The organism is Streptomyces sp. NRRL S-350, from assembly GCF_000719705.1.
Taxonomy (GTDB): domain Bacteria; phylum Actinomycetota; class Actinomycetes; order Streptomycetales; family Streptomycetaceae; genus Kitasatospora.
Genome location: NZ_JOHO01000004.1, coordinates 232,721 through 254,960, shown reverse-complemented (window position 1 = coordinate 254,960; position 22,240 = coordinate 232,721). Strand labels below are relative to the sequence as shown.

The 22,240-nt window shown below is 71.8% G+C and carries 19 protein-coding genes and 4 tRNA genes; 10 read left to right on the top strand and 13 right to left on the bottom strand.

Annotation, left to right across the window (positions count from 1 at the left end; all coding sequences use genetic code 11):
* Positions 1-154: 154 nt before the first annotated feature.
* Entirely contained in the window at positions 155-1,984 is a 1,830-nt protein-coding gene (locus IF30_RS0106535) for a phosphatidylglycerol lysyltransferase domain-containing protein (protein ID WP_078891174.1), read from the bottom strand.
* Between the two features lie 337 nt (positions 1,985-2,321).
* Between IF30_RS0106535 and IF30_RS0106530 the strand changes: the two genes are divergently transcribed.
* Together IF30_RS0106530 and IF30_RS0106525 are read left to right on the top strand one after the other, a co-directional pair.
* A complete protein-coding gene (locus IF30_RS0106530) occupies positions 2,322-2,975 on the top strand; it encodes a response regulator (RefSeq protein WP_234322617.1) in 654 nt (217 codons plus the stop codon).
* Positions 2,972-4,120 (top strand): sensor histidine kinase, encoded by a 1,149-nt coding sequence (locus IF30_RS0106525; protein WP_030233212.1) that lies wholly within the window; start codon positions 2,972-2,974, stop codon positions 4,118-4,120. Before IF30_RS0106530 ends, IF30_RS0106525 begins: the two co-directional genes overlap by 4 nt.
* A 95-nt stretch (positions 4,121-4,215) precedes the next feature.
* On the opposite strand, the gene IF30_RS0106520 is transcribed toward IF30_RS0106525, so the two are convergent.
* Positions 4,216-4,299, bottom strand: a tRNA-Leu gene (locus IF30_RS0106520).
* A gap of 418 nt (positions 4,300-4,717) precedes the next feature.
* On the opposite strand from IF30_RS0106520, the gene IF30_RS0106515 reads away from it, so the two are divergent.
* The 6 genes from IF30_RS0106515 to pknB all read left to right on the top strand — a co-directional run bounded on the left by IF30_RS0106515 (position 4,718) and on the right by pknB (position 13,232).
* Entirely contained in the window at positions 4,718-5,581 is an 864-nt protein-coding gene (locus IF30_RS0106515; protein ID WP_030233209.1) for an FhaA domain-containing protein, read from the top strand.
* 46 nt (positions 5,582-5,627) lie between these two features.
* A complete protein-coding gene (locus IF30_RS0106510; protein WP_030233206.1) occupies positions 5,628-6,182 on the top strand; it encodes an FHA domain-containing protein FhaB/FipA in 555 nt (184 codons plus the stop codon).
* Positions 6,183-6,235: 53 nt separating this feature from the next.
* Positions 6,236-7,864 (top strand): PP2C family protein-serine/threonine phosphatase, encoded by a 1,629-nt coding sequence (locus IF30_RS0106505; RefSeq protein ID WP_030233203.1) that lies wholly within the window; start codon positions 6,236-6,238, stop codon positions 7,862-7,864.
* A gap of 160 nt (positions 7,865-8,024) precedes the next feature.
* Positions 8,025-9,401 carry an FtsW/RodA/SpoVE family cell cycle protein gene (locus IF30_RS0106500; RefSeq protein ID WP_030233200.1) on the top strand — a complete coding sequence of 459 codons (1,377 nt, stop codon included), beginning with the start codon at positions 8,025-8,027 and terminating at the stop codon, positions 9,399-9,401.
* Positions 9,398-10,855, top strand: a complete 1,458-nt coding sequence (locus tag IF30_RS0106495) for a peptidoglycan D,D-transpeptidase FtsI family protein (protein ID WP_030233197.1) — start codon at positions 9,398-9,400, stop codon at positions 10,853-10,855. Before IF30_RS0106500 ends, IF30_RS0106495 begins: the two co-directional genes overlap by 4 nt.
* Before the next feature lie 259 nt (positions 10,856-11,114).
* On the top strand, positions 11,115-13,232 hold the full coding sequence (gene pknB / locus IF30_RS0106490; protein ID WP_030233194.1) for a Stk1 family PASTA domain-containing Ser/Thr kinase: 2,118 nt from the start codon (positions 11,115-11,117) through the stop codon (positions 13,230-13,232).
* Positions 13,233-13,387: 155 nt separating this feature from the next.
* Here the strand turns inward: pknB and IF30_RS0106485 are convergent, their stop codons facing one another.
* The 5 genes from IF30_RS0106485 to IF30_RS0106465 form a co-directional block, all read right to left on the bottom strand.
* A complete protein-coding gene (locus IF30_RS0106485; protein ID WP_030233191.1) occupies positions 13,388-14,203 on the bottom strand; it encodes a class E sortase in 816 nt (271 codons plus the stop codon).
* A gap of 37 nt (positions 14,204-14,240) precedes the next feature.
* Positions 14,241-15,380 (bottom strand): class E sortase, encoded by a 1,140-nt coding sequence (locus IF30_RS41035; protein ID WP_030233190.1) that lies wholly within the window; start codon positions 15,378-15,380, stop codon positions 14,241-14,243.
* A gap of 5 nt (positions 15,381-15,385) precedes the next feature.
* On the bottom strand, positions 15,386-16,048 hold the full coding sequence (locus IF30_RS0106475; protein ID WP_030233189.1) for an aminodeoxychorismate/anthranilate synthase component II: 663 nt from the start codon (positions 16,046-16,048) through the stop codon (positions 15,386-15,388).
* Between the two features lie 69 nt (positions 16,049-16,117).
* A complete protein-coding gene (locus IF30_RS0106470) occupies positions 16,118-16,297 on the bottom strand; it encodes a hypothetical protein (RefSeq protein WP_030060913.1) in 180 nt (59 codons plus the stop codon).
* A gap of 69 nt (positions 16,298-16,366) precedes the next feature.
* A complete protein-coding gene (locus IF30_RS0106465; protein WP_030233188.1) occupies positions 16,367-17,131 on the bottom strand; it encodes a DUF881 domain-containing protein in 765 nt (254 codons plus the stop codon).
* A 168-nt stretch (positions 17,132-17,299) separates the two neighbouring features.
* Between IF30_RS0106465 and crgA the strand changes: the two genes are divergently transcribed.
* A complete protein-coding gene (gene crgA / locus IF30_RS0106460) occupies positions 17,300-17,548 on the top strand; it encodes a cell division protein CrgA (RefSeq protein ID WP_030060915.1) in 249 nt (82 codons plus the stop codon).
* Between the two features lie 332 nt (positions 17,549-17,880).
* On the opposite strand, the gene IF30_RS0106455 is transcribed toward crgA, so the two are convergent.
* Positions 17,881-18,774 carry a rhomboid family intramembrane serine protease gene (locus IF30_RS0106455; RefSeq protein WP_030233184.1) on the bottom strand — a complete coding sequence of 298 codons (894 nt, stop codon included), beginning with the start codon at positions 18,772-18,774 and terminating at the stop codon, positions 17,881-17,883.
* 241 nt (positions 18,775-19,015) lie between these two features.
* Here IF30_RS0106455 and IF30_RS0106450 point away from each other — a divergent pair, with 241 nt between their 5' ends.
* On the top strand, positions 19,016-19,732 hold the full coding sequence (locus IF30_RS0106450; protein WP_051709341.1) for a DUF5324 family protein: 717 nt from the start codon (positions 19,016-19,018) through the stop codon (positions 19,730-19,732).
* Between the two features lie 82 nt (positions 19,733-19,814).
* On the opposite strand, the gene IF30_RS0106445 is transcribed toward IF30_RS0106450, so the two are convergent.
* The 5 genes from IF30_RS0106445 to IF30_RS0106425 form a co-directional block, all read right to left on the bottom strand.
* Positions 19,815-19,887, bottom strand: a tRNA-Ala gene (locus IF30_RS0106445).
* A gap of 188 nt (positions 19,888-20,075) precedes the next feature.
* Positions 20,076-20,204 (bottom strand): DLW-39 family protein, encoded by a 129-nt coding sequence (locus IF30_RS49110; protein WP_014137031.1) that lies wholly within the window; start codon positions 20,202-20,204, stop codon positions 20,076-20,078.
* A 368-nt stretch (positions 20,205-20,572) separates the two neighbouring features.
* A tRNA-Ile gene (locus IF30_RS0106435) sits at positions 20,573-20,646 on the bottom strand.
* Positions 20,647-20,731: 85 nt separating this feature from the next.
* A tRNA-Ile gene (locus IF30_RS0106430) sits at positions 20,732-20,808 on the bottom strand.
* Between the two features lie 16 nt (positions 20,809-20,824).
* The gene (locus IF30_RS0106425) at positions 20,825-22,219 is read right to left on the bottom strand and encodes an SAM-dependent methyltransferase (protein WP_078891172.1); all 1,395 of its coding nucleotides are present in this window, start codon (positions 22,217-22,219) and stop codon (positions 20,825-20,827) included.
* Positions 22,220-22,240: the final 21 nt, after the last annotated feature.

The following is a 22,240-nucleotide window of genomic DNA, read 5'->3' as shown; positions in this document are numbered from 1 at the left end:
CGAATCCCCGAACTTCTGTCTACTCCAACATTAGAAGCCTGTTAACAAAGGGCACATCGGCATGGATGGGGATAAGGGTCATCCTCAGGGGGGAGAAAGATCCCCCACCGGACCCCCATCCGGCCGCTGGCCCCCTCCGCCCCCCGACGGAGGGCTACCCCTTCCCGTCCCGCGCTGCCACCGGCGTCCGGGGCGCCACCACGGCGGCCCGGGCGTGCCGGCGTCGGAACAGGGCGGGAAGGCTCGGCGCGACGATGAAACCCTCGGCGCGCGCGCTCGCGATGCCGATCCGCGGGATCTCGCTGCTCTTCTCGAAGAGCAGGTAGCGCGGCTCCCAGATCGGCCGGTACTTGGCATTGGCGCGGTACAGCGACTCGATCTGCCACCAGCGCGAGAAGAATCCGAGGACGGAACGCCACAGCCGCAGCACCGGGCCGGCCCCCAGGCGCGAACCGCGCTCGAAAACGGATCGGAACATCGCGAAGTTCAACGACACCCGCTTCAGTCCGACCTCTTCGGCGCGCTGCAGGATCTCGATCACCATGAACTCCATCAGGCCGTTCTCGGTGTCCCGGGCCCGGCGCATCAGGTCCAGCGAGAGCCCGTCCGGGCCCCACGGGACGAAGCTCAGCAGTGCCTTGAGCTCGCCCTCCCCGTCGCTGCACTCCAGCATCACGCAGCGGCCGTCGCCCGGGTCTCCGAGCCGGCCCAGCGCCATCGAGAAGCCTCGCTCGGTCGCCCCGTCGCGCCACTCGTCGGCCTTGGCCACCAGCGCGGCCATCTCCGCCTCGGAGATGTCCTCGTGGCGGCGGATCCGCACCGTGTACCCGGCCCGCTTCACCCGGTTGTAGGCCTGCCGGACCACCCGCATCGCCCGGCCGTCCAGCGAGAACTCGTCCAGCTCGACGATCGCCTCGTCGCCCAGCTCCAACGCGTCCAGCCCGTGCCGGGCGTAGATCACCCCGGCCTCCTCGGACGCACCCATCACGGCCGGCGCCCAGGCGTGCTCCCGCGCCTCGGCCAGCCACGCGTCGATCGCCCCCGGCCACGCCTCCGGGTCGCCGATCGGGTCGCCCGAGGCCAGCGACACCCCGCCGACCACCCGGTAGGTGACCGCCGCCTTGCCGCTGGGCGAGAAGATCACCGCCTTGTCCCGGCGCAGCGCGAAGTAGCCGAGCGAGTCCCGCTCGCCCTGCTTCTCCAGCAGGCCGCGCAGCTTGGCCTCGTCCTCCGGGTTGAGCAGTTCCTTGCCCCGGGGGCTGCGGAAGGCCACGTACAGCACGAGCAGGAAGAGCACCGCGCCCATCGCGTTGATCGCGGCGTTCACCCAGGTCGGGGCGGTGATCACGGAACGCAGGTGCTCGGACGGGGTGACGGTGATCATCCGGCCGACCGAGTACCGGAAGAGGTCCCAGAAGTCCGCGCCGGACAGCTCGTTGGTGATCCAGACCAGCAGCGCGCCGAGACCGCCGCCGACCACCAGCCCGCCGACGAAGGTGGCCGCCGCGGTCTTCGGGTTGGAACTGTCGCCCTTGGACGTGAACTCCTTGCGCCCGACCACCAGCGCCAGGACGAACAGGCAGGTCAGGACGGTGGAGAAGTAGTTCAGCAGGTGCTTGTCGAACCGCTCGTCCGGCACCAGCATGGCCGCCAGGTAGAGCAGCGCGAACGCCCCGCCGAGCGCCATGTTGAAGATCCACGCGGCCCGCTTGCGCCGCCGCATCGCGACGGCGAGGAAGATCGACAGCACCGCGCTGGCCAGGCCCGAGGTCATCAGGTACGGGGTGAAGTACTCACCCTCGTTGTGCTCGCTGACCTGGTCGCGGAAGGGCACCAGCAGCACGGTGGCCACGTTCAGCAGCGCGATCAGCCGCAGGTACCAGACGGAGGCCACGGCGGCCCTCGGACGCCAGCGGGCGAGCACGCCGACGGGCCGGGGCCCGTTGGAGGTGGCGGACGGCTCCGACTTCACAGTGGACGACACAGCTCAATTCCAAACGATCAGATGGTGGAGCGCATCCGCGAACGGCCCGACGCCGAGCGCCCGCACGGGGCCGACGGACTGACCGGCGACCCCCGCTCGGACGTCCGCCCAGGTGGCGGTCGGGCCGGAAAGAGTCAGCCAACTCCATGGTTCCCCACCGAGCCTGAGAATTGCGTGAACCGGGTAGCGGATTCCCACCCCCGCCGAACGGCGGGGGTGGCCGCCCCCGAGCGTTCGGCACCCCGCCCCGGCTACCCCTACCCTCGAAGCGACCCACGCGGACCGCCCCGACCCGGCCGCCCCGAACCGAGGAGGCACCATCACCACCACCCGCGTGCTGATCGTCGACGACGAGATCCTGGTCCGCTCCGGCCTCGGCCTGATCGTCGGCTCCGCCCTCGACCTGGAGGTGGTCGGCGACTGCTCCGGCGGCCAGGCCGAGGAGCACGTCCAGCGGCTGCGCCCGCACGTGGTGCTGCTCGACATCCGGATGCCGGACCTCGACGGCATCTCCGTGCTGCGCCGCCTGCGCGCCCTGCCCGACCCGCCCGCCGTGGCGATGCTCACCACCTTCGACACCGACGAGTTCATCGGCACCGCACTGCGCGCCGGGGCGACCGGCTTCCTGCTCAAGGACACCGCCCCGGAACAGCTGGTGCACGCCGTCCGGGTGCTCGCGGCGGGCGGCAACATCCTCTCCCCGACCGTCACCCGCACCGTGATCGGCGGCTACGTGGACGGCGGCGGCCCGGACGCCGAGGCCACCGCGCTCGCCCGCACCCTCACCGGCCGGGAGCTCGACGTCCTGGCGCTGCTCGGCGAGGGCCTGTCCAACGCCGAGATCGCCGACCGGCTCTTCCTCGGCACCGGCACGGTCAAGGACCACATCAGCGCCATCCTGGGCAAGCTGGGCGCCGCCAACCGGGTGCAGGCCGCGGTCCTCGCCCACCGGGCCGGCCTGGTCCGGCCCAAGCCCGGCGACGGGGCATGACGCCCACCGGCCAGCCGCCGTCCAGACGACTGCCGACCTGGTGCACCGCCCCCTGGCTGATGCTGCTGCTGCCCGTCCTGTACTCCCTGGTGGACGCCGCGCTGGTGGCCCGGGACGCCACCTGGTGGCAGATGGCACTCTCCACGCTGGCCGCCGTCGCACTGTTCTGGCGCCGCCGCTTCCCGGTGACGGTGCTGCTGGCGACCATGCCGGGCACCTGGGTGGAGGCGATCTGGCTGGCTCCGATCACCGCCGTGTACACGGTGGCCACCCAGCGCTCCGCCGCCAAGGTGCTGTTCCCTTGCGCGACCCTGTTCACCCTGGTCACCTTCTTCCACTGGCCGCTGCCGACCCCGCTCGTCGACCTCAGCCGGAGCACCGCCCTGGACGCCATCCAGGACGTGATGCTGGCCGCCGGGCCGGCCGCCACCGGTCTGCTCGCCCGCACCCGGCAGGAGCTGGCCGCCCGCCTGGACGAACTGACCCGCGGCCAGGAGCGGGAGAGCCGGCTGCTGGCCGAGCGGGTCCTGATCAGCGAACGGGGCCGCTTGGCCCGGGAGATGCACGACGTGGTCTCGCACCAGGTCAGCCTGATCAGCATCCAGGCCGGCGCGCTCCAGGTCAGCACCGCCGACCCGGCCGCGGTCACGGCCGCCCGGACCATCCGCGAGCTGTCCGTCCGGACCCTGGAAGAGCTGCGCCAGATGGTCGGGGTGCTGCGCGGCACCACCGGCCGGCTGCCGGACGCCCCGCTCGCCCCGCAGCCCCGGCTGGCCGACCTGCCCCGGTTGATCGCGGAGAGCGGCCTGGCCGCCGAGGCCGAGCTGAGCCCCGGCGACCGCCCGTGGCCGGAGGCGGTGGAGCGGGCCGCCTACCGCACGGTGCAGGAGGCGCTGACGAACATCACCAAGTACGCCCCGGAGGCGGCGGTGCACGTGAGGGTCCGGGCGAAGGGGCGCCGGCTGCGGGTCGAGGTGCGCAACGGGGCTCCGCCGGGCCGCCCGGCCGAGACGCTTCCGGGCGGCGGCCACGGCCTGGTCGGCCTGCGCGAGCGCGCCCAGTTGCTGGGCGGCTCCCTCACCGCCGGCCCGACCCAGGACGGCGGCTTCGAGGTCCGCGCCGACCTGCCCGCCACCCGCTCCTGATCCGATCGCGGCCCGCTCCCGGCGGGCAGTCGCGGGCCGGGAGCGCGGAACGACGAGAAAGCCCCGCAGATCCGTAGATCTGCGGGGCTTCGCTGTGCGCGAGGGGGGAGTTGAACCCCCACGCCCTTTCGGGCACTGGAACCTGAATCCAGCGCGTCTGCCTATTCCGCCACCCGCGCATGGGTGTTGTCCTCGTTGCCGACCGATCTTCCGAACCGCTCGGTACCATGAGGACTTCGCGTTTCCTTGGACCGGCCTCCCTTCCGGGCGGCCCTTCCGACGTGGAAAACATTAGCACGACCAGGAGGGCAGCTCCGAATCCGTCGTCGGACGGGACCGACCGCATCCGAACGGAAGCTCGACGAACGCGTGCACGAAGGGCGGGCGGCGCTCCGACGGGCACACCTGGCGTCCCGCACCCGGGATGCGTCACCCTGTGTGTCCGAGCCCACCCCCGGCCACCACACGGTCCGGGAACCGTATGGAAGGGCCCGGCGTGGATACGATCAGTACGGAAGTACCGCAAGTAGGCGCGACCGTTTCCCCGTCGGGATCCGGCCGGCAGGCAGGCGAACGAACCCTGGAAGGGGGTGCCCCATGGGAGTGCTGAAGAAGTTCGAGCAGCGGCTCGAGGGTCTCGTCAACGGCACCTTCGCCAAGGTGTTCAAGTCCGAGGTCCAGCCCGTGGAGATCGCCGGGGCGCTGCAGCGCGAGTGCGACAACAACGCGAGCATCTGGAACCGCGACCGCACCGTCGTGCCGAACGACTTCATCGTCGAGCTGAGCCCGCACGACCACGAGCGCCTCAGCCCGTACTCCGGCCAACTCGGCACCGAGCTCGCCGGCATGGTTCGCGAGTACGCGGAGGCCCAGCGGTACTCCTTCATGGGCCCGCTCCAGGTGAACCTGGAGAAGGCCGACGACCTCGACACCGGTCTGTACCGGGTGCGCAGCCGCACCCTCGCCGCCGAGGAGCCCCAGCAGTACGCCCCGCAGCAGCAGCCCGGCTACGACCGCCCGCCGGCCGCCCCGGCCCCCGGCGCACCGTGGCAGCAGCCCGGCGCCGGCGCGTACGGCGCGCCCCCGCCGCCGGCCGCGCCCCCCGCGATGCCCCCGGGCCAGCCCGCGCCCGCCGGCGGCAACGTCCGGGCCTTCCCCGGCGCCGGCCACGGCGGCACCTCGCTCCGCCGCTGGATCGAGGTGAACGGCGCCCGCCACCAGATCACCGGCTCGGCCTGCGTGCTCGGCCGCTCGACCGAGGCGGACGTGCGGATCGACGACCCCGGAGTCTCCCGCAAGCACGCCGAGATCCGGCCCGGAACCCCTTCGATGGTGCTCGACCTGGGCTCCACCAACGGCATCGTGGTGGACGGACAGCACACCCAGCGCGCTACGCTCCGCGACGGCTCGCGAATCGTCGTGGGCTCCACCACCATCGTCTACCGGCAGGTCGAAGGGTAGTGTCCGAATTGTTCGCGCGCCTCGCTCACCGACTGGCGGGACGGCCATGTCAGAACTGACCCTCACGGTCATGCGGCTGGGCTTCCTGGCCGTGCTGTGGCTGTTCGTCATCGTCGCGATCCAGGTGATCCGCAGCGACCTCTTCGGCACCAAGGTGAACCCGCGGTCCTCCCGTCGCGGCGCTAGCGCCACGGCCGGCGGCGGCGCGTCCCCCACGGCCGCGGGTCGCCCCACGCCCTCCCCGGCCGCCTCCGCCGCGACGGCGGCGACGGGCCAGACCCAGGGCGGCGGCGGGCGCCGCCGCGGCGCCCCCACCCAGCTCGTCGTGGTCCAGGGCTCGCTGGCCGGGACCACCGTGGCGCTGCAGGGACAGACCATCACGCTCGGCCGTGCGCACGACTCCACCATCGTGCTGGACGACGACTACGCGTCCTCCCGGCATGCCAGGATCTATCCGGATCAGACTGGGCAGTGGACGGTCGAGGATCTAGGCTCCACCAACGGCACCTATCTGGACCGGCAGCGCCTGACCGCGCCCACCCCGCTCCAGCCGGGCACGCCGATCCGTATCGGCAGGACCGTCATCGAACTGCGGAAGTAGTAGCGCATGAGGGACAGCATCCCGTCCATGACCCAGAGGGGGGCACAGGTCGCATGACCCTGGTGCTGCGCTTCGCCGCCGGCTCCCACAAGGGACTGATCCGGGAGGGGAACGAGGACTCCGGCTACGCCGGGCCGCGGCTGCTTGCCGTGGCCGACGGCATGGGCGGCGCCGCGGCCGGCGAGGTCGCTTCCTCCGAGGTGCTCGGCTCGATCGTCCGGCTGGACGAGGACGTGCCGGGCGCCGACCTGCTGACCCTGCTGGGCGACGCCGTCCAGGGCGCCAACGACCGGCTCCGGCAGATGGTCGAGGAGGACCCGCAGCTGGAGGGCATGGGCTGCACCCTCACCGCCATGCTCTGGACCGGTCAGCGGATGGGCATGGTCCACGTCGGCGACTCCCGCGCGTACCTGCTGCGCGACGGTGCGCTGGTGCAGATCACCCAGGACCACACCTGGGTGCAGCGCCTGGTCGACGAGGGCCGGATCACGCCCGAGGAAGCCGAGACCCACCCGCAGCGCTCCCTGCTGATGCGGGCGCTGGACGGCCGCGGCCAGGTCGAGCCCGACCTGTCGATCCGCGAGGTCCGGGCCGGCGACCGCTACATGATCTGCTCCGACGGCCTCTCCGGCCCGGTCAGCCACCAGACCCTCCAGGACACCCTCGGCAGCTTCTACGCGCCCGAGCAGACCGTGCAGGAGCTGATCCAGCTCGCACTGCGCGGCGGCGGCCCGGACAACATCACCTGCATCGTGGCCGACGTCATCGACGTCGGCGCCACGGACACCATGAGCGGCCGGTTCAACGACGTCCCGGTGGTCGTCGGCGCGGTCGCCGACGCCCCGCCGTCCTCGGCCGCCGCCGACCGCTCGATCGCCGACACCCCGGCCGGCCGCGCCGCCGGCCTCGGCCGCGGCCCGCAGGGCGCCTTCGGCCCCGCCGAGGGCTACGAGGGCGGCCCCGGCGGCTTCGGCCCGGCCGAGGGCTACGAGGGCGAGTACGGCTACGGCTCCGCCGAACCCTCGGTGTACGGCACCGAGGACTTCGACGAGGAGCCTCCCGCGAAGCGCAAGCGCCGGGGCCTGACGATCCCGCTGGCCGTCCTGGTCGCGCTCGGCCTGCTCGGCGGCGCCGGCTACTTCGGCTACCAGTGGACCCAGGACCAGTACTACATCGGCGAGGACGGCGACCACGTCGCGGTCTACCAGGGCATCAACCAGAACCTGGCCGGCCTGAGCCTGTCCTCGGTGCACTCCTCGTACAGCGGCGTCCAGCTCAAGTGGCTGCCGCAGGACCAGCGCGCCCACGTGAGCAAGACCATCTCGGTCAGCAGCCTGAAGGACGCCCAGTCGACCGTCCAGGAACTCGACGGCTGGGTCCAGCTCTGCCAGAAGGCCGCCAAGGCGACGGCCCCCGCACAGGGCGCCCAGGCGCCGCAGGCCACCCACGCCGCGTTCCTGGCCACCACGCCCACCCCGGGCGAGAAGAGCCGCGGCCCGGCCGCGGCGGCGCCGACCTCGACGCCGCAGACCACGCCGACGCCGACCGCGCCGAGCACACCGGCCCCGAGCACGTCCGCCCCCGCGCCGAACGCCACGCCGCCGGCGGCCGGCGCGCAGGGCGACCAGCCCCAGCTGACCGACGACGAACTCAGCCGGGCCAACTCCTGCCCGAAGCAGTGACCGCCGTGATCCGACATAGGCCCGCCCCGAGCGGGCTTGCCGGCCGTCAGGGAGCGGTCACCACGTGAGCAGCTACGACCTGAGTGAAGACACCGGCCGGTCCGCCCGGCGCCGGCCCTCGGCCGGCCGCGCCGTCCCCCGGCGGCGGGGCAACACCACGATCTCCCCGCAGGAGGCGCCCAACCGGCGCAACACCGAGCTGGCCCTGCTGCTCTTCGCGGTGCTGCTGCCGGTCCTGGCGTACGCCAACGTCGGCCTCGCGATGGACTCCAAGCTGCCCGCCGGCATGCTCGGCTACGGGCTCGGCATGGGCGCCCTGGCACTGGTCGCGCACCTGCTGGTGCGCCGCTTCGCGCCGTACGCGGACCCGCTGATGCTGCCGATCGCCACCCTGCTCAACGGGCTCGGGGTGGTGATGATCTGGCGGCTGGACAAGGCGGGCAAGCTGCTCCGGGGCAACTACCCGGCGGCCGAGAACCAGTTGATGTGGTCGGGCCTCGGCATTGCGGGCTTCATCGTGGTGATGGTCCTCCTGAAGGACCACCGGGTGCTCCAGCGCTACACCTACATCTCGATGGTGGTGGCCCTGGTCCTGCTCGCCGCACCGGCCTTCTTCCCGGCCCGGGCGGAGGACTTCGGCGCCAAGATCTGGATCCGGATGGGCAGCTTCTCCATCCAGCCCGGCGAGTTCGCCAAGATCGTCCTGACGGTGTTCTTCGCCGGCTACCTGATGGTCAAGCGGGACGCCCTGGCGCTGGCCAGCCGCCGGTTCATGGGCCTGTACCTGCCGCGCGGCCGCGACCTCGGCCCGATCATCGTGATCTGGCTGCTCAGCCTGCTGATCCTGATCTTCGAGAACGACCTGGGCACGTCCTTCCTGTTCTTCGGCCTGTTCGTGGTGATGCTCTACGTCGCCACCGAGCGGACCAGCTGGATCCTGTTCGGCCTGCTGATGTCGGTCGGCGGCGCCGTCGCGGTCGCCTCGACCGCCGACCACGTGAAGGTCCGCATCGACGCCTGGCTCGACCCGATGGCAGCCTTCGGCCCGCACCCGCCGAAGGGCGCCACCGAGCAGATCGGCCAGTCGCTGATGGCGCTCGGCTCCGGCGGGGTCACCGGCTCGGGCCTCGGCCAGGGCCGCTCGTGGCTGATCGCCTTCGCCGCGAAGAGCGACTTCATCCTGGGCTCCTTCGGCGAGGAGCTCGGACTGACCGGCCTGATGGCGATCTTCCTGCTGTACGCCCTGCTGGTGCAGCGCGGCCTGCGCACCGCGATCGCCGCCCGCGACCCGTTCGGCAAACTGTTCGCCGTCGGCCTCTCCTCGGCGATGGCGATCCAGGTGTTCGTCGTGGCCGGCGGTGTCACCGGGCTGATCCCGCTGACCGGTATGACGATGCCGTTCCTCGCCCAGGGCGGTTCGTCGGTGGTCGCCAACTGGGCGCTGGTCGCGATCCTGCTGAAGATCAGCGACAGCGCCCGCCGTCCGGGGGTCGAACCGGCCCCCGCCACCGAGGGCCAGGGAGGACCCGTCCGATGAACAAGCCGATCCGCCGGGTCTCGATCTTCTGCCTGGTACTGATACTGGCCCTGATGCTGCGCACCAACTGGGTGCAGGGCGTCCAGGCCGATTCCTGGGCCACCAACGCGAACAACAAGCGCCAGCTGTACGACCGCTACGCCCACCCGCGCGGCAACATCATCGTCAGCGGCCAGCCGGTCACGAAGTCCGACTTCGTCAACGGCCTGCGCTACAAGTACAAGCGCTCCTGGGTCGACGGCCCGATGTACGCACCGGTGACCGGCTACTCCTCCCAGGTGTTCGGCTCCAGCCAGCTGGAGAACCTGGAGGACGGCATCCTCTCCGGCACCGACGACCGGCTGTTCTTCCGCAACACCCTGGACATGCTGACCGGTGAGCAGAAGCGCGGCGGCGACGTCCTGACGACCATCGACGCCAAGGTCCAGAAGGCCGCCTTCGACGGCCTGGGCAACAAGAAGGGCGCGGCGGTCGCGATCGACCCGAAGACGGGCGCGATCCTGGCGCTGGTCTCCACCCCGTCCTACGACCCGGGCGCCTTCTCCGGCAGCGAGTCGGCCGACTCCAAGGCCTGGACGGATCTCAACGCGGACCCGAACAAGCCGATGCTCAACCGGGCGCTGAAGGAGACCTATCCGCCCGGCTCGACCTTCAAGCTGGTCACCGCGACCGCGGCGTTCGAGAACGGCCTCTACCAGAACGTCGACGACGTCACCTCGACCCCGGAGCCGTACACGCTGCCCGGCACCCAGACCAATCTGAAGAACGAGAGCCCCAACGAGCGGTGCGAGAACGCCACCGTGAAGTCCGGCATGGACCAGTCCTGCAACACGGTCTTCGCCAAGATGGGCGCCGACCTCGGCAAGGAGAAGATGCGGGCGCAGGCCGAGAAGTTCGGCTTCAACAGCACGATCGACACCCCGGTCCGCTCCGAGAAGAGCATCTTCCCGAACAGCGCCAGCCTGGACGGCACCGCCCAGGACTCGATCGGCCAGCACGACACCCGCGCCACCCCGCTGCAGATGGCCATGATCTCCGCCGCGATCGCCAACAACGGCACCCTGATGCAGCCGTACCTGGTCGACCAGGAGCGCTCGGCCTCGCTGACCACCATCTCCAAGCACACCGAGAAGCAGTTCTCCCAGCCGATGAGCCCGACCACCGCGCAGAAGATGCAGGACCTGATGGTCTCCGTGGTCGAGGAGGGCACCGGCACCAACGCCAAGATCCCCGGCGTGCAGGTCGGCGGCAAGACCGGCACCGCCCAGCACGGCGAGGACAACGCCGGGCTGCCCTTCGCCTGGTTCACGTCCTGGGCCAAGACCTCGGACGGCCGGTCGGTCGCGGTCGCGGTGGTGGTCGAGGACGGCTCCCAGAACCGCGACGGCATCAGCGGCGGCCGGCTCGCGGCCCCGATCGCCAAGGCGGTGATGCAGGCCGCACTCGGCAAGTAGCGGCCGGGTGCGCAGTGAGGGGAATGTCACGAGCGACAGCCCCATCCGGATACCGGTCTGGTATCGGCCGACGGCTGACTCCGGTCGGATGCGGCGCGACCGGTAGCGTATCCGCCAGCAGCGGGTGTGCCCGTTGCCGCCCGCGAGGCACCGAACGGCCCGGCCGGAGAACCGGCGGCGGACCGCGCGGCGTCACCCAGAGCGTGCGGGGACACCTACGTCACAACCTCACCGGCGGGTGAGGGAGAGGGTCGGAACTATGGAAGAGCCTCGTCGCCTAGGCGGCAGGTACGAGCTCGGCGGCGTCCTCGGACGCGGCGGCATGGCAGAGGTGTACCTCGGCCATGACACCCGGCTCGGCCGTTCCGTCGCAGTGAAGACGCTCCGGGCCGACATGGCCCGGGATCCGTCGTTCCAGGCCCGCTTCCGCCGCGAGGCACAGTCGGCGGCGTCCCTGAACCACCCCGCGATCGTCGCCGTGTACGACACCGGCGAGGACTACATCGACGGCATCTCCATCCCGTACATCGTGATGGAGTACGTCGAGGGGTCCACGCTGCGCGAACTGCTGCACTCCGGCCGCCGGCTGCTGCCCGAGCGCGCCCTGGAGATGACCATCGGCATCCTCCAGGCCCTGGAGTACTCGCACCGGGCCGGCATCGTGCACCGCGACATCAAGCCGGCCAACGTGATGCTGACCCGGCAGGGCAACGTCAAGGTGATGGACTTCGGCATCGCCCGTGCGATGGGTGACGCCGGGATGACCATGACCCAGACCTCGGCCGTCATCGGCACCGCCCAGTACCTCTCCCCCGAGCAGGCCAAGGGCGAGCAGGTCGACGCCCGCTCCGACCTCTACTCCACCGGCTGCCTGCTCTACGAGCTGCTGACCGTCCGCCCGCCGTTCGTCGGCGACTCGCCGGTCGCGGTGGCCTACCAGCACGTCCGGGAGGAGCCGCAGCCGCCGTCGGTCTTCGACCCCGAGGTGCGCCCCGAGATCGACGCGATCGTGCTGAAGGCGCTCGCCAAGGACCGGGACTACCGCTACCAGAGCGCCGACGAGATGCGCGACGACATCGAGCGCTTCCTCGACGGCCTGCCGGTGGCCGCGGCCCAGCAGGCCGCCTACGGGATGGGCGCGGCCGGCTACGGCTACGACCAGAACGGCTACCCGCAGCACGACCCGTACGGCCAGACCAACATGCTGCCGCAGCAGCCCGGCGGCGGCCCGACCACCGTCCTGCCGCAGGCCTCCGGGCAGCCCGGCTACGGGCAGCAGGGCGGCTACCAGGACGACGGCTACGGCCAGACCTACGCCGGCGCCCCGGGCGGCGGCAACGACGGCTACGACGACGGCCACGGCCGCGGCGGCCGGCGCGGCGAGGACCAGCCGAAGAAGAGCAACACCTCCTGGATCGTGCTGGCGGTCGCCGCCGTGCTGGTCCTGGTCGGCACCTTCTTCGTGGCCCAGGCGATGTTCAACGACAAGGGCAACAAGGACGCCGCGAAGGTCACCGTGCCGAACCTGGTCGGCAGGAGCGTGGCCGACGCCAGGACCGCCGCCGCCGCGGCCGGGCCCAAGCTCGTGGTGACCGAGGGCGAGAAGACCGCCTGCCCGGACGCCAACGTCAAGAAGGACCAGGTCTGCACCCAGACCCCGGCGGCCGGCAGCCAGGTCGCCGAGACCGCCACCATCACGGTGCAGGTCTCCTCCGGCCCCGCCAAGGCCCAGGTCCCGAACGTGGTCGGCAAGCCCAAGGACCAGGCGCTGGCGGCCCTGGCCGCGGCGGGCTTCACCAACGTCGGCACCCCGGAGTACAAGGACGACGACACCGCCCCGCAAGACACCGTCACCGCCCAGGACCCGCCGGCGAACGGGTCCGCCGACCCGACCGCCCCGATCAAGCTGACGGTCTCCCAGGGCAAGGCCAAGGTGAACGTCCCGAACGTGGTCGGCGCCCAGAAGGAGGCCGCGGAGGCCACGCTGACGGGCCTCGGATTCCAGGTCGACTCCACGAAGACCACGCAGACCAACGATCCGACCAAGATCAACACGGTCGCCTCGCAGTCGACCCCGCCCAACACCAAGGCCGCGACCAACACGAAGATCATCCTGACGATCTTCAAGGCGCCGGACAAGGCCCAGGTCCCGCCGCTGCAGAACGTCAAGCTGTCGGACGCCATCTCCCAGCTGTCGAAGGCCGGCCTGGGCTACACCGTGGTCGGCCCGCAGGACCCGAACGCGGTCGTCCAGATGAGCAACCCGGGCGCCGGCACCATGCTGGACCCGAACACCCAGGTCCAGCTCTTCACGAAGGCCGCCGAGCCGCCCAAAGGGGGCGACCCCACCACCCCACCCGCCAAAGGGGACCACTAGGCCTCCGATATTCCCCTGGTTCAACTGAACCGGTGAACGAGGAGCCGGAAGCCCGGTAGTACCGGAGGACGACGCCCGAGGGCCCGCCGCAGCGGATGCGGCGGGCCCTCGGGCGTTCCGTCCCGTCCGGAGCCGTGCCGGGGCCGCCCCGGCCGTCAGGAGTGCCGCAGCTCCGGCGGCGGGGTGCGCTTGGCGTCCACGTCGTCCACCCGCACCAGGCTCCCCCAGACCGCCATCCGGTACCGCGAGGTGTACACCGGCGTGCAGGTGGTCAGGGTGATGTAGCGGCCGGGGCCGGCGTACCCGGAGCGCGCCGGGACGGGCGCCACGATGCCGGTGTCGAACTTCGTCGTCTCCGGCAGGGTGCTGTCGACCTTGTAGACGTACCACTTGTCCTTGGTCTCGACGACGACGGCGTCACCCTTGTGCACGGCGTCCAGGTCGTGGAACTTGGCGCCGTGGCCGTCCCGGTGGGCTGCCAGCGCGAAGTTGCCCGTCTGGTCCCAGGGCATCGCGGCCTGGTACGGCTGCTCGTAGACCCCTGCCACGCCCTCGTCCAGGACCTCGGTGGAGGTGCCCATCCGGATCAGCACCTGGAAGTCCCGGCCCATCGCCGGCACGTGCAGGAAGCCCACGTCGTCACCGACCGCGAACCGCTTCGGCGCGGGCGGGGCGCCGGGGGCGGGGGTGCCGCCGGGCGCGGTCGAGGGGGCTGCGGTCGGGCCGGCGGTCCAGGCGCCGCGCAGCCGGTCGGCGGCGGCCGCGGCCGACCGGTCGGCCTGCACGTTGGTCCACCACAGCGAGTAGGCCACGAACAGGCCGAGCACCAGGCCCATGGTGATCAGCAGCTCGCCGAACACCCCGAGCGCGGCCAGCGCCCGGCTCCGTCGACGCCCTCCCGCCGGCCGATCGGGCAGGCCTGCGGCCTCCGGACCCGGCTCGGCCGACTGCTCGTTCTCGTCGTCCTGCATCTGCGGTGCTCCCCCTCCGGGCCCGGCGGCCGGGCGGCTACCCGCCCGAGATCGCGGCCGGTTTGCCTTGGCTGCGCGGCCGTTCCTCGATCATCTTCCCAAAGACGATGAGGCGGAACTTGGAGGTGAACTCCGGGGTACAGGTCGTCAGCGTGATGTAGCGGCCCGGGCCTGCGTACCCGGCGCCGTTCGGCACCGGCTTGATCACGCTCACGTTGCTGGGGGAGGTCTCCGGGATGCCCCCGGTGATCTCGTAGGTGTAGTACCCGGCGGCGGTCTCCACCACGACCTTGTCGCCCTTGGACAGTTGGTTGATGTACCGGAACGGCTCGCCGTGGGTGTTGCGGTGGGCGGCCAGCGCGAAGTTGCCCGCCTTGTCGCCCGGCATGCCGGTGCCGGGGTAGTGGCCGACCAGCCCCTTGTCGAGCACCGCCGACTTGGAGGTGCCCTCGGCGATCGGGAACTTCAGCCCCAGCTTGGGCAGGTAGATGATGGCGAAGCCCTTGCCCGGCTCGAACACCTCGGGCTTGTTCGGATCCGGGGCCGGCTGCCCCGGCTGGCCGGGCGGCGGGGGCGCGTCGAACTGCTGCTCCAGCTGGTTGCGGGCCCCGTCCGCGGCCGCGTCGGCCTGCACGTTGGTCCACCAGAGCTGGTACGCGACGAAGAGCAGCATCACCATGCCGAGCGTTATGCACAGCTCGCCCACGAGCCGCGCGGCCACCACGGCCGCCGACTCCTTGGGCCGCACCCGCCCGCCCGCCCGGCTGCTCGCCCGCCGCCGGCCGCTGCCCGACCGGATCGCGGTGCGGCCCTGCGCGGCCCTGCGGCGCTCGGCCCGGCCACCGGTGGTCGGGGTCGGCTCGGCGGCCTCCGCACCGATCCCGGGCAGCCTCAACTGGAGGGTCTGGTCGGGCAGCCAGGGGTACTCGGGGCCGCCCACGAGGGGCGACTCGGCCTGCTCGTAGACGCCCCAGGCGTCCTCGGGCACGGCCTGGGCGCGGCCGCCGTGGCTCCCGTCGCCGTACTGCGAGCCGTCGTACTGCGACCCCGCGTACTGCGGGCCTTCGTACCGGCTCCCGTCGTACTGCGAGCCGTCGTACTCCGGGCCTCCGTACTGCGACCCGCCGTACGGGGCCGCCTCCGGCTGGTAACGCCCCTCCGGACGCAGCGCGGTCACGCCGCTCAGCCCCGGCCGATCACCGGGGCGAGCCCGGCCGACCTGTCCACGGCCTGCGGGAAGCCGCACTCCGCGAGCCAGTTGGCGAGCATCCGGTGACCGCCCTCGGTGAGCACCGACTCGGGGTGGAACTGCACTCCCTCGACGGGCAGTTCACGGTGCCTCAGGCCCATGACGACCCCGCTGCCGGTGCGCGCCGTGACCACCAACTCCGCCGGAACGGTGGACGGTTCGACCGCGAGCGAGTGGTAGCGGGTCGCGGTCAGCGGCGAGGGCAGACCCTCGAACACCCCGCCGTCCTCGTGCTCCACGAGTGAGGTCTTGCCGTGCAGCAGCTCCGGCGCCCGGCCGACCACCGCGCCGTACGCGGCCGCGATCGACTGCAGGCCCAGGCAGACGCCGAACACCGGCAGTCCGATGCGCGCGCAGTGGTGCACCATCTCGATGCAGACCCCGGCCTCCTCCGGCGCTCCCGGCCCCGGGGAGAGCAGCACCCCGTCGAAGCCCTCGGCCCCGGCGCGGCGCACGGCGTGCTCGACGGTCACCTCGTCGTTGCGCACCACCTCGCAGGTGGCGCCGAGCTGGTACAGGTACTGGACGAGGTTGAAGACGAAGCTGTCGTAGTTGTCCACCACCAGGATGCGGGGCGGGGTCGGCTCGGTGGTCATGCGCGCGTGGTCTCCGTGGGATGCGGTGCTGGGGGGGCGGAGCTGGATGGAAGTGCCGGGCCCGCCGGTTCAGCCGGCCGCGGCGCCGTCGCCGCCGTCCACTGTGACGTCACCGAAGGGGAGCAACGGTTCCGCCCACGGGAAGACGTAGGTGAAGAGCAGGTAGACGATCCCCAGGATGAGGAGCACCGAGATGACGGCCTTCACCAGGATGTTCCCCGGGAGGTGACGCCAGATGAACCCGTACATGGTGCTCCCTCGACGCAGCGGACTGGGGTCAAGAGTAGACCCGCATTCCACGGCCGTGAGGCCGGTCCGCTACTGCTGCCCGCCCGCCGACCGCAGCTCGGTGGTGCCGGAGTACCCGGGCAGGGTCAGGTCCCCGCTCTCCTGGACCTTCCAGCCCAACCCGTACGCCTGGACGTACTGCAGGTAGTTGCGGATCGTCGGGTCCGCGTCGACGGCCGAACGCAGCCCGTCCGTCCTTCCGACCGCCCTGACCACGTACGGCGGGGAGTAGACCCGCCCCTGGAGCAGCAGGGTGTTGCCGACGCAGCGGACGGCGCTGGTGGAGATCAGCCGCTGGTCCATCACCTGCACGCCCTCGGCGCCGCCCCGCCACAGCGCGTTGACCACGGCCTGGATGTCCTGCTGGTGGATGACGAGGTCGTTGACGCCGGGCTCGGGGACGCCCGGGATGCGCGCGGTGGCGTTCGGCGGGGCGTCGTTGAGGGTGACGGTCAGGCCGCCGCCCTGCAGCGGCTCCAGGGCGGCGCCGAGTCGCAGGCCGTCCAGTCGCGCCGCGTCGGCGGGGCTGTGGCCCTGCTGCTCGGTGAGCTCCTGGGCGTGGGCCTGGAGGTCGGCGAGCTGGGACTGTGCCTGCTGGTTCTGCGCGCTGCGCTGGCGGATCACGTCGCCGAGGCTCAGCAGCGAGTTGTCGGTCCGCAGGTCGGTGCCGCGGGCGGTCTGCGCGCTGATGTAGAAGAGCAGGCCGGCGAGCGCGAACACGGCGCAGGTCAGGACACGTCCGACATGTCGGATACCGGAACGGCGAGTAGGGGCCGACTCAGGGGGAATCGACAAATTAGTCACCGTACCCTTATCTCCTCAAGACCCGCCGAGCCACTACGCTAACGGACGCCGGTGGCGTGTGCGGAGCGGTCCCCAGGGCGTTCTCCTCAGCAGGCCGCCGTCCGACTCACCCGCTGCACCGCTGCGCGGTCCCCCAGCGCATCGACAGGAGATCCCCTCGTGCCGAAGTCTCGACTCCGCAAGAAGTCCGACTACACCCCGCCGACCACGGCCACGGTGAAGATCAGCTCGGGCCGCGGCTGGGTCGCGCCGCTGATGCTGGCACTGTTCCTGATCGGCCTGGTGTGGATCGTCACCTACTACGTGACCAGCGGCACCTACCCGGTCGAGAGCTGGCGGAACTGGAACATCCTGGTGGGCTTCGGCTTCATCGCCGCGGGGTTCGGCGTCTCCACCCAGTGGAAGTGACGACCCGCTCGTCCTGAGGCCCCGCCGGGCCTTCTCCCGCCGCTTCGGATCGCAGGCCCCGGGGCGGCGGTCCGGCGTGTCCGGCGCCGGGGGATCCGGTCGGCTATCCCCACCATCCGACTGTCACGCTTATCCACATGGTTATCCACACTGGGGAAAAGTCTCCCCAGCCTGTGGATAACCATCTCGCCCGGAACCGTCCACGGCTGTGCACGACGCCCCGCGCGCGAGGAATCCGCACAGCAGGACACGCGTAGAACAACAGTCCACAACCGAGGCGGCGCACAGCCTGTGCACAACCCCGCACCCACTGTGGACAACCGCCCGAGGCCTCACGCGCCGTAGAGGGACATCCCGACCAACAGCATCGCCGCCTCCACGGCCAGCGCTCCCGCCACTGCCAGGCCCTGGAGCAGGCCGCGGCGCTTGCGCGGGGCGTACACCAGGCCGGCCGTGGTCAGCGCGCCCAGCGCCAGGCCGCCGAGGTGCGCCCGCCAGTCGATCCCCGGGCGCGAGAAGGTGATGATCAGGTTGAAGACCAGGAGCGCCACCGTGGGCCCGACCGGGCCCCTGTTCCGCAACTGCACCATGATCGTGGCGCCGATCAGGCCGAAGATCGCCCCGGAGGCGCCCACCGAGTTCATCCAGTCACCGGCCACCACGAAGGCCAAGGTGCTGCCGCCGAGGCCGGAGACCAGGTAGACGGCCAGGAAGCGCAGCCGGCCGAGCGCCTCCTCCAGCGGGGGGCCGAGCCAGAACAGGACCAGCATGTTCAGCCCGACGTGCCACCACTGCAGGTGCAGGAAGGTGGCGGTCAGCAGCCGGTACCACTGGTCCGGGCCGTCCGCGACGCCGGCCGGCCCGCCGGGGACGTCCCGCCCGGCGCTGAGCAATGACCAGGTCTGGCCCAGTCGCGGCGCGAGCACGTAGGCGGCCAGCAGCCAGACCGCCACGTTGACCCCGATCAGCAGCCTGGTGACCAGGCCTCCGTCGGCGTTCAGGGCGCCGCCGAAACGGGTGGTCGCCCGCCGTGTCCCGGCGTGGCCGTCGTCGACGCACTCGGGGCACTGGAAGCCCACCGAGGCGGCCACCATGCACTGCGGGCAGATCGGCCGCCCGCACCGGGTGCAGGAGATCCCGGTGGGCGTCTGCGGGTGCCGGTAGCAGCCGGGCGGCCCGGGTTCCGGGGACCGACCGGCCGACGACCGCGGCTCGTCCGGGAGCATCAGCGGTGTCCCCTTCCCGTACGCGTCCTCCGAAACCGCCAGCCTACTGCCGCGGCCCCTCCCGACGGCCGTGCTCCCCCGCATCCCGTCCTGCCTCCTGCCGTTCCCCGCCCCCACCCGCCCCACTTCCCACAGCGGCCCCGCGTACGGCCCACCCGGCATGCCGACGGACAAATGAGGATGCATGATCAGCATTCAGGTGGATATGTGCATATAGGACGCCACCCAGGAGGAGAGACTCGTGAGCTTTTCGGACTCAGCCCGTGAGACGGCCACCAAGACCCGCGACACCGCCTCGCACATCGCGGACGGCGCCCTGCAACGTCTCGGGCCCGCCCTGGACGCCCTCGGGCCGAAAACCACCCAGGCCGCCCACAATCTCCGCGTCCACTACGACAAACACCTCGCCCCGCAGTTCGGCCATGCCTTCGCCAGCCTGCCCCCCGAGGCCCAGCAGAACACCCTGAGGGCGCTGCACCGGGCCCAGGAGGCGGCTCTGGCGGCCCGTCTCTCCGCCGCCCGGGCCGCCGATCAGGCGCGGACCACGGTCGTCCCCCGGGTCGCCCACGCCGTCGAGGAAGCCCGCGCCGCCGTCACCCCGGTCGCCCAGGAGGCCCAAGCCCGGGGCGCCGCCGCGATGACCGCCCTGCAGGGCAACGTCAGCTCGGCCGAGATCAGCCGGCTCGCGGCCCGGAACGCCAGGAAGAAGCGGTGCAACGGCTGGGCCACCGGCCTCGCGGTGGCCGGCCTGCTCGCCATCGGCAGCGGCATCGTCGCCTGGCAGCGGTGGCGCCGGCACAGCAACCCGGAGTGGCTGGTCGAGCCCCCGGTCGCACCGGAGTCCCAGCCGGTGGGCGCCCACGCCACGACCGCCCCGGTGAACGGCTCCGGCCCCGAAATGGAGGTCGTCGAGCCCGCTCCCGAAGGCACCGAGGACGACCGGCCGGAATCCCGCTGACGGCCGACCGGTGCCGGCCGGGCCCGGGAACGACGAAGGGCGGCTGACCTGTTGCTACAGGTCAGCCGCCCTTTCGGCGCTGTGGAGCATAGGAGACTCGAACTCCTGACATCTGCCTTGCAAAGGCAGCGCTCTACCAACTGAGCTAATGCCCCTCGAAGGCACCGCGCGTGCCGACGGGCACTAGCGTACCGGGTCCGGCGCCTTTCCAAGCGCCGTCCCCCCGGACAGTGCCATTCCCGGGGGGAACCGGCCGGGACCGGTCGGTCGACCGGGCCCGGCCGGCCCGGGAGGCGCCGGTCGGCGCCTCCGAAGACCGTCGATCGTCAGATCGCCCGGAGGCTCAGCGACCGGCCGGGACCGGGTCGGTGGCCTCGGTCCACAGGTCCTGCTCGGCGCGGTCCGCCTGGACCTGACGGTAGACAAAGAAGCCGCCGAGGGCGACCAGGGCGACCAGGAGAAGCTTCTTCACCGCGGGACCTCGTCCTTCTTGCGTTGGTGGACTCAAGAGCCGGGAACCGGCCGGAGTGACCGGGCCGACGAGTCCAGTTGTGTTTCGAGCGCGAACGGGCGGCCGGGTGCCAGACTGCCCTTGCGGCCGATGATACACACCGGTATCCCAATCGTGACCAGCCACCGGTGCGGCCAACCCGGCGGCGCGGTCCGAGGATTGACGCCGCACCTCCTGGCAGGCGGGCCGCCCGCGCACGACCCGCCCGGGAAACCCCGCCCCGGCCCGACCTCCCGGGCCGTCCGGCGACCGCGTCCGGTCCGCCACGCCCGCCTCCCCGGAGGACGACGAAGGGCCCGGAGTGGATCACTCCGGGCCCTTCGGGGAGGTGGGCCTAACAGGACTTGAACCTGTGGCCTCTTCCTTATCAGGGAAGCGCTCTAACCGTCTGAGCTATAGGCCCTCGCCGAACAGAGAGCGTACCGGAACCAGCCCGATCCGCGAAAACGTCGAAGGCCCCGGAGTGGATCACTCCGGGGCCTTCGCGGTGGTGGGCCTAACAGGACTTGAACCTGTGGCCTCTTCCTTATCAGGGAAGCGCTCTAACCGTCTGAGCTATAGGCCCTCGCCGCACTGAAAGATTAGCGGACCGACCGCCGATCCCCCAAATCCGGCCCGACCGGCGCTGCGGCACCGAACCCGTCGACCGGCTGCGGCGTGCCGGCGGCCGGGCGCAGCAGCCATTCCTGGCGGGTCTGCGGGAGGCCGGCCGCGCCGTCGTCGGTGCTGCGGACGGCGAGGACCTGGTTGATCCCGATCCGGTTCTGCTCGAAGGCGAGCGCGGAGGCGGCCATGTACAGCCGCCAGACCCTCGCCCGGCCGCGGCCGACCAGCCGGACCGCCTCCGTCCAGTGCGCCTCGAGGTTGGCCACCCACTCGCGCAGCGTCAGCCCGTAGTGCTCGCGCAGCGCCTCGACGTCCCGGACCTCGAAGCCGGCCTCCTCCAGCCGGGCCACGGTGGAACCGACGGGGGAGAGCTCGCCGTCGGGGAAGACGTAGCGGTCGATGAAGGGGCTGGTGCGGTGCGGCTCGCCGGGGTGGTCGGGGCGGCGGGCGATCTGGTGGTTGAGGAGCCGGCCGCCGGGCGTCAGCAGCCGGTACAGGCCCTCGGCGTAGACCCGGTACTGCTCGGAGCCGACGTGCTCGGCCATGCCGACGCTGGAGATCGCGTCGAACGGCCCGTCGGTGATCTCCCGGTAGTCCTGGAGCCTGACCTCGACCCGGTCGGCCAGACCGGCCTCCTCGACCCGGGTGCGGGCCAGCGCGACCTGTTCCCGGGAGATGGAGACACCGACCGCGGTGACGCCGTAGTGCTCGGCCGCGTGCAGCAGGAGCGATCCCCAGCCGCTGCCGACGTCCAGCAGCCGCATTCCGGGCCGCAGGCCGAGCTTGCGGCAGATGAGGTCGAGTTTGGCTTCCTGGGCGGCCTCCAGGCTCTTGGCCTCCGGCGTCCAGTAGGCGCACGAGTAGACCATCGAGGGGCCCAGCACGAGGCCGTAGAAGTCGTTCCCGACGTCGTAGTGGTGGCTGATGGCGGCGCGGTCCCGGCTGCGGCTGTGCAGCCGCCCGCCGACCTTGCGGACCTCTTCCCGGGGCGGGGCCGGCCGGGGGCCGATCGCCCCCGCGCGCAGGGCTGCCGCGAGGGCCCGGCGGCCCTTGGCGCCCAGGACGACGCGCGGCCCGAGGTCCAGGGTGCGGATCTCCGGCCGCTCGGCGAACCGGCCGACGACCGAGAGCACCTCGTAGAGGTCGGTGCCGGGGGCGATCTCCAAGTCCCCCGCGACGTAGGCCCGGGCCAGGCCAAGCTCGCCCGGCTGCCAGAGCAGGCGGCGCAGCGCCCGACGGTTGCGCAGGACGATGGCGGGGGCCTCCGGCGGCCCGGCGGTGCTGCCGTCCCAGGCCTGTACCCGCAGCGGTACCGGCACCCCCAACAGCCCGTCCAGGGCCTCGACCAGTTGACCTGCGAGCTTCGCCACCGCGCGCCTCCGTCCAGTCGT

Excerpts from the sequence above, each read along its gene's own strand:
- IF30_RS0106525 (WP_030233212.1), top strand. The coding sequence starts at position 2,972 with ATGACGCCCACCGGCCAGCCGCCGTCCAGACGACTGCCGACCTGGTGC.
- IF30_RS0106515 (WP_030233209.1), top strand. The coding sequence starts at position 4,718 with ATGGGAGTGCTGAAGAAGTTCGAGCAGCGGCTCGAGGGTCTCGTCAAC.
- IF30_RS0106510 (WP_030233206.1), top strand. The coding sequence starts at position 5,628 with ATGTCAGAACTGACCCTCACGGTCATGCGGCTGGGCTTCCTGGCCGTG.
- IF30_RS0106505 (WP_030233203.1), top strand. The coding sequence starts at position 6,236 with ATGACCCTGGTGCTGCGCTTCGCCGCCGGCTCCCACAAGGGACTGATC.
- IF30_RS0106495 (WP_030233197.1), top strand. The coding sequence starts at position 9,398 with ATGAACAAGCCGATCCGCCGGGTCTCGATCTTCTGCCTGGTACTGATA.
- pknB (WP_030233194.1), top strand. The coding sequence starts at position 11,115 with ATGGAAGAGCCTCGTCGCCTAGGCGGCAGGTACGAGCTCGGCGGCGTC.
- IF30_RS0106485 (WP_030233191.1), bottom strand. The coding sequence starts at position 14,203 with ATGCAGGACGACGAGAACGAGCAGTCGGCCGAGCCGGGTCCGGAGGCC.
- IF30_RS0106475 (WP_030233189.1), bottom strand. The coding sequence starts at position 16,048 with ATGACCACCGAGCCGACCCCGCCCCGCATCCTGGTGGTGGACAACTAC.
- IF30_RS0106470 (WP_030060913.1), bottom strand. The coding sequence starts at position 16,297 with ATGTACGGGTTCATCTGGCGTCACCTCCCGGGGAACATCCTGGTGAAG.
- IF30_RS0106455 (WP_030233184.1), bottom strand. The coding sequence starts at position 18,774 with ATGCTCCCGGACGAGCCGCGGTCGTCGGCCGGTCGGTCCCCGGAACCC.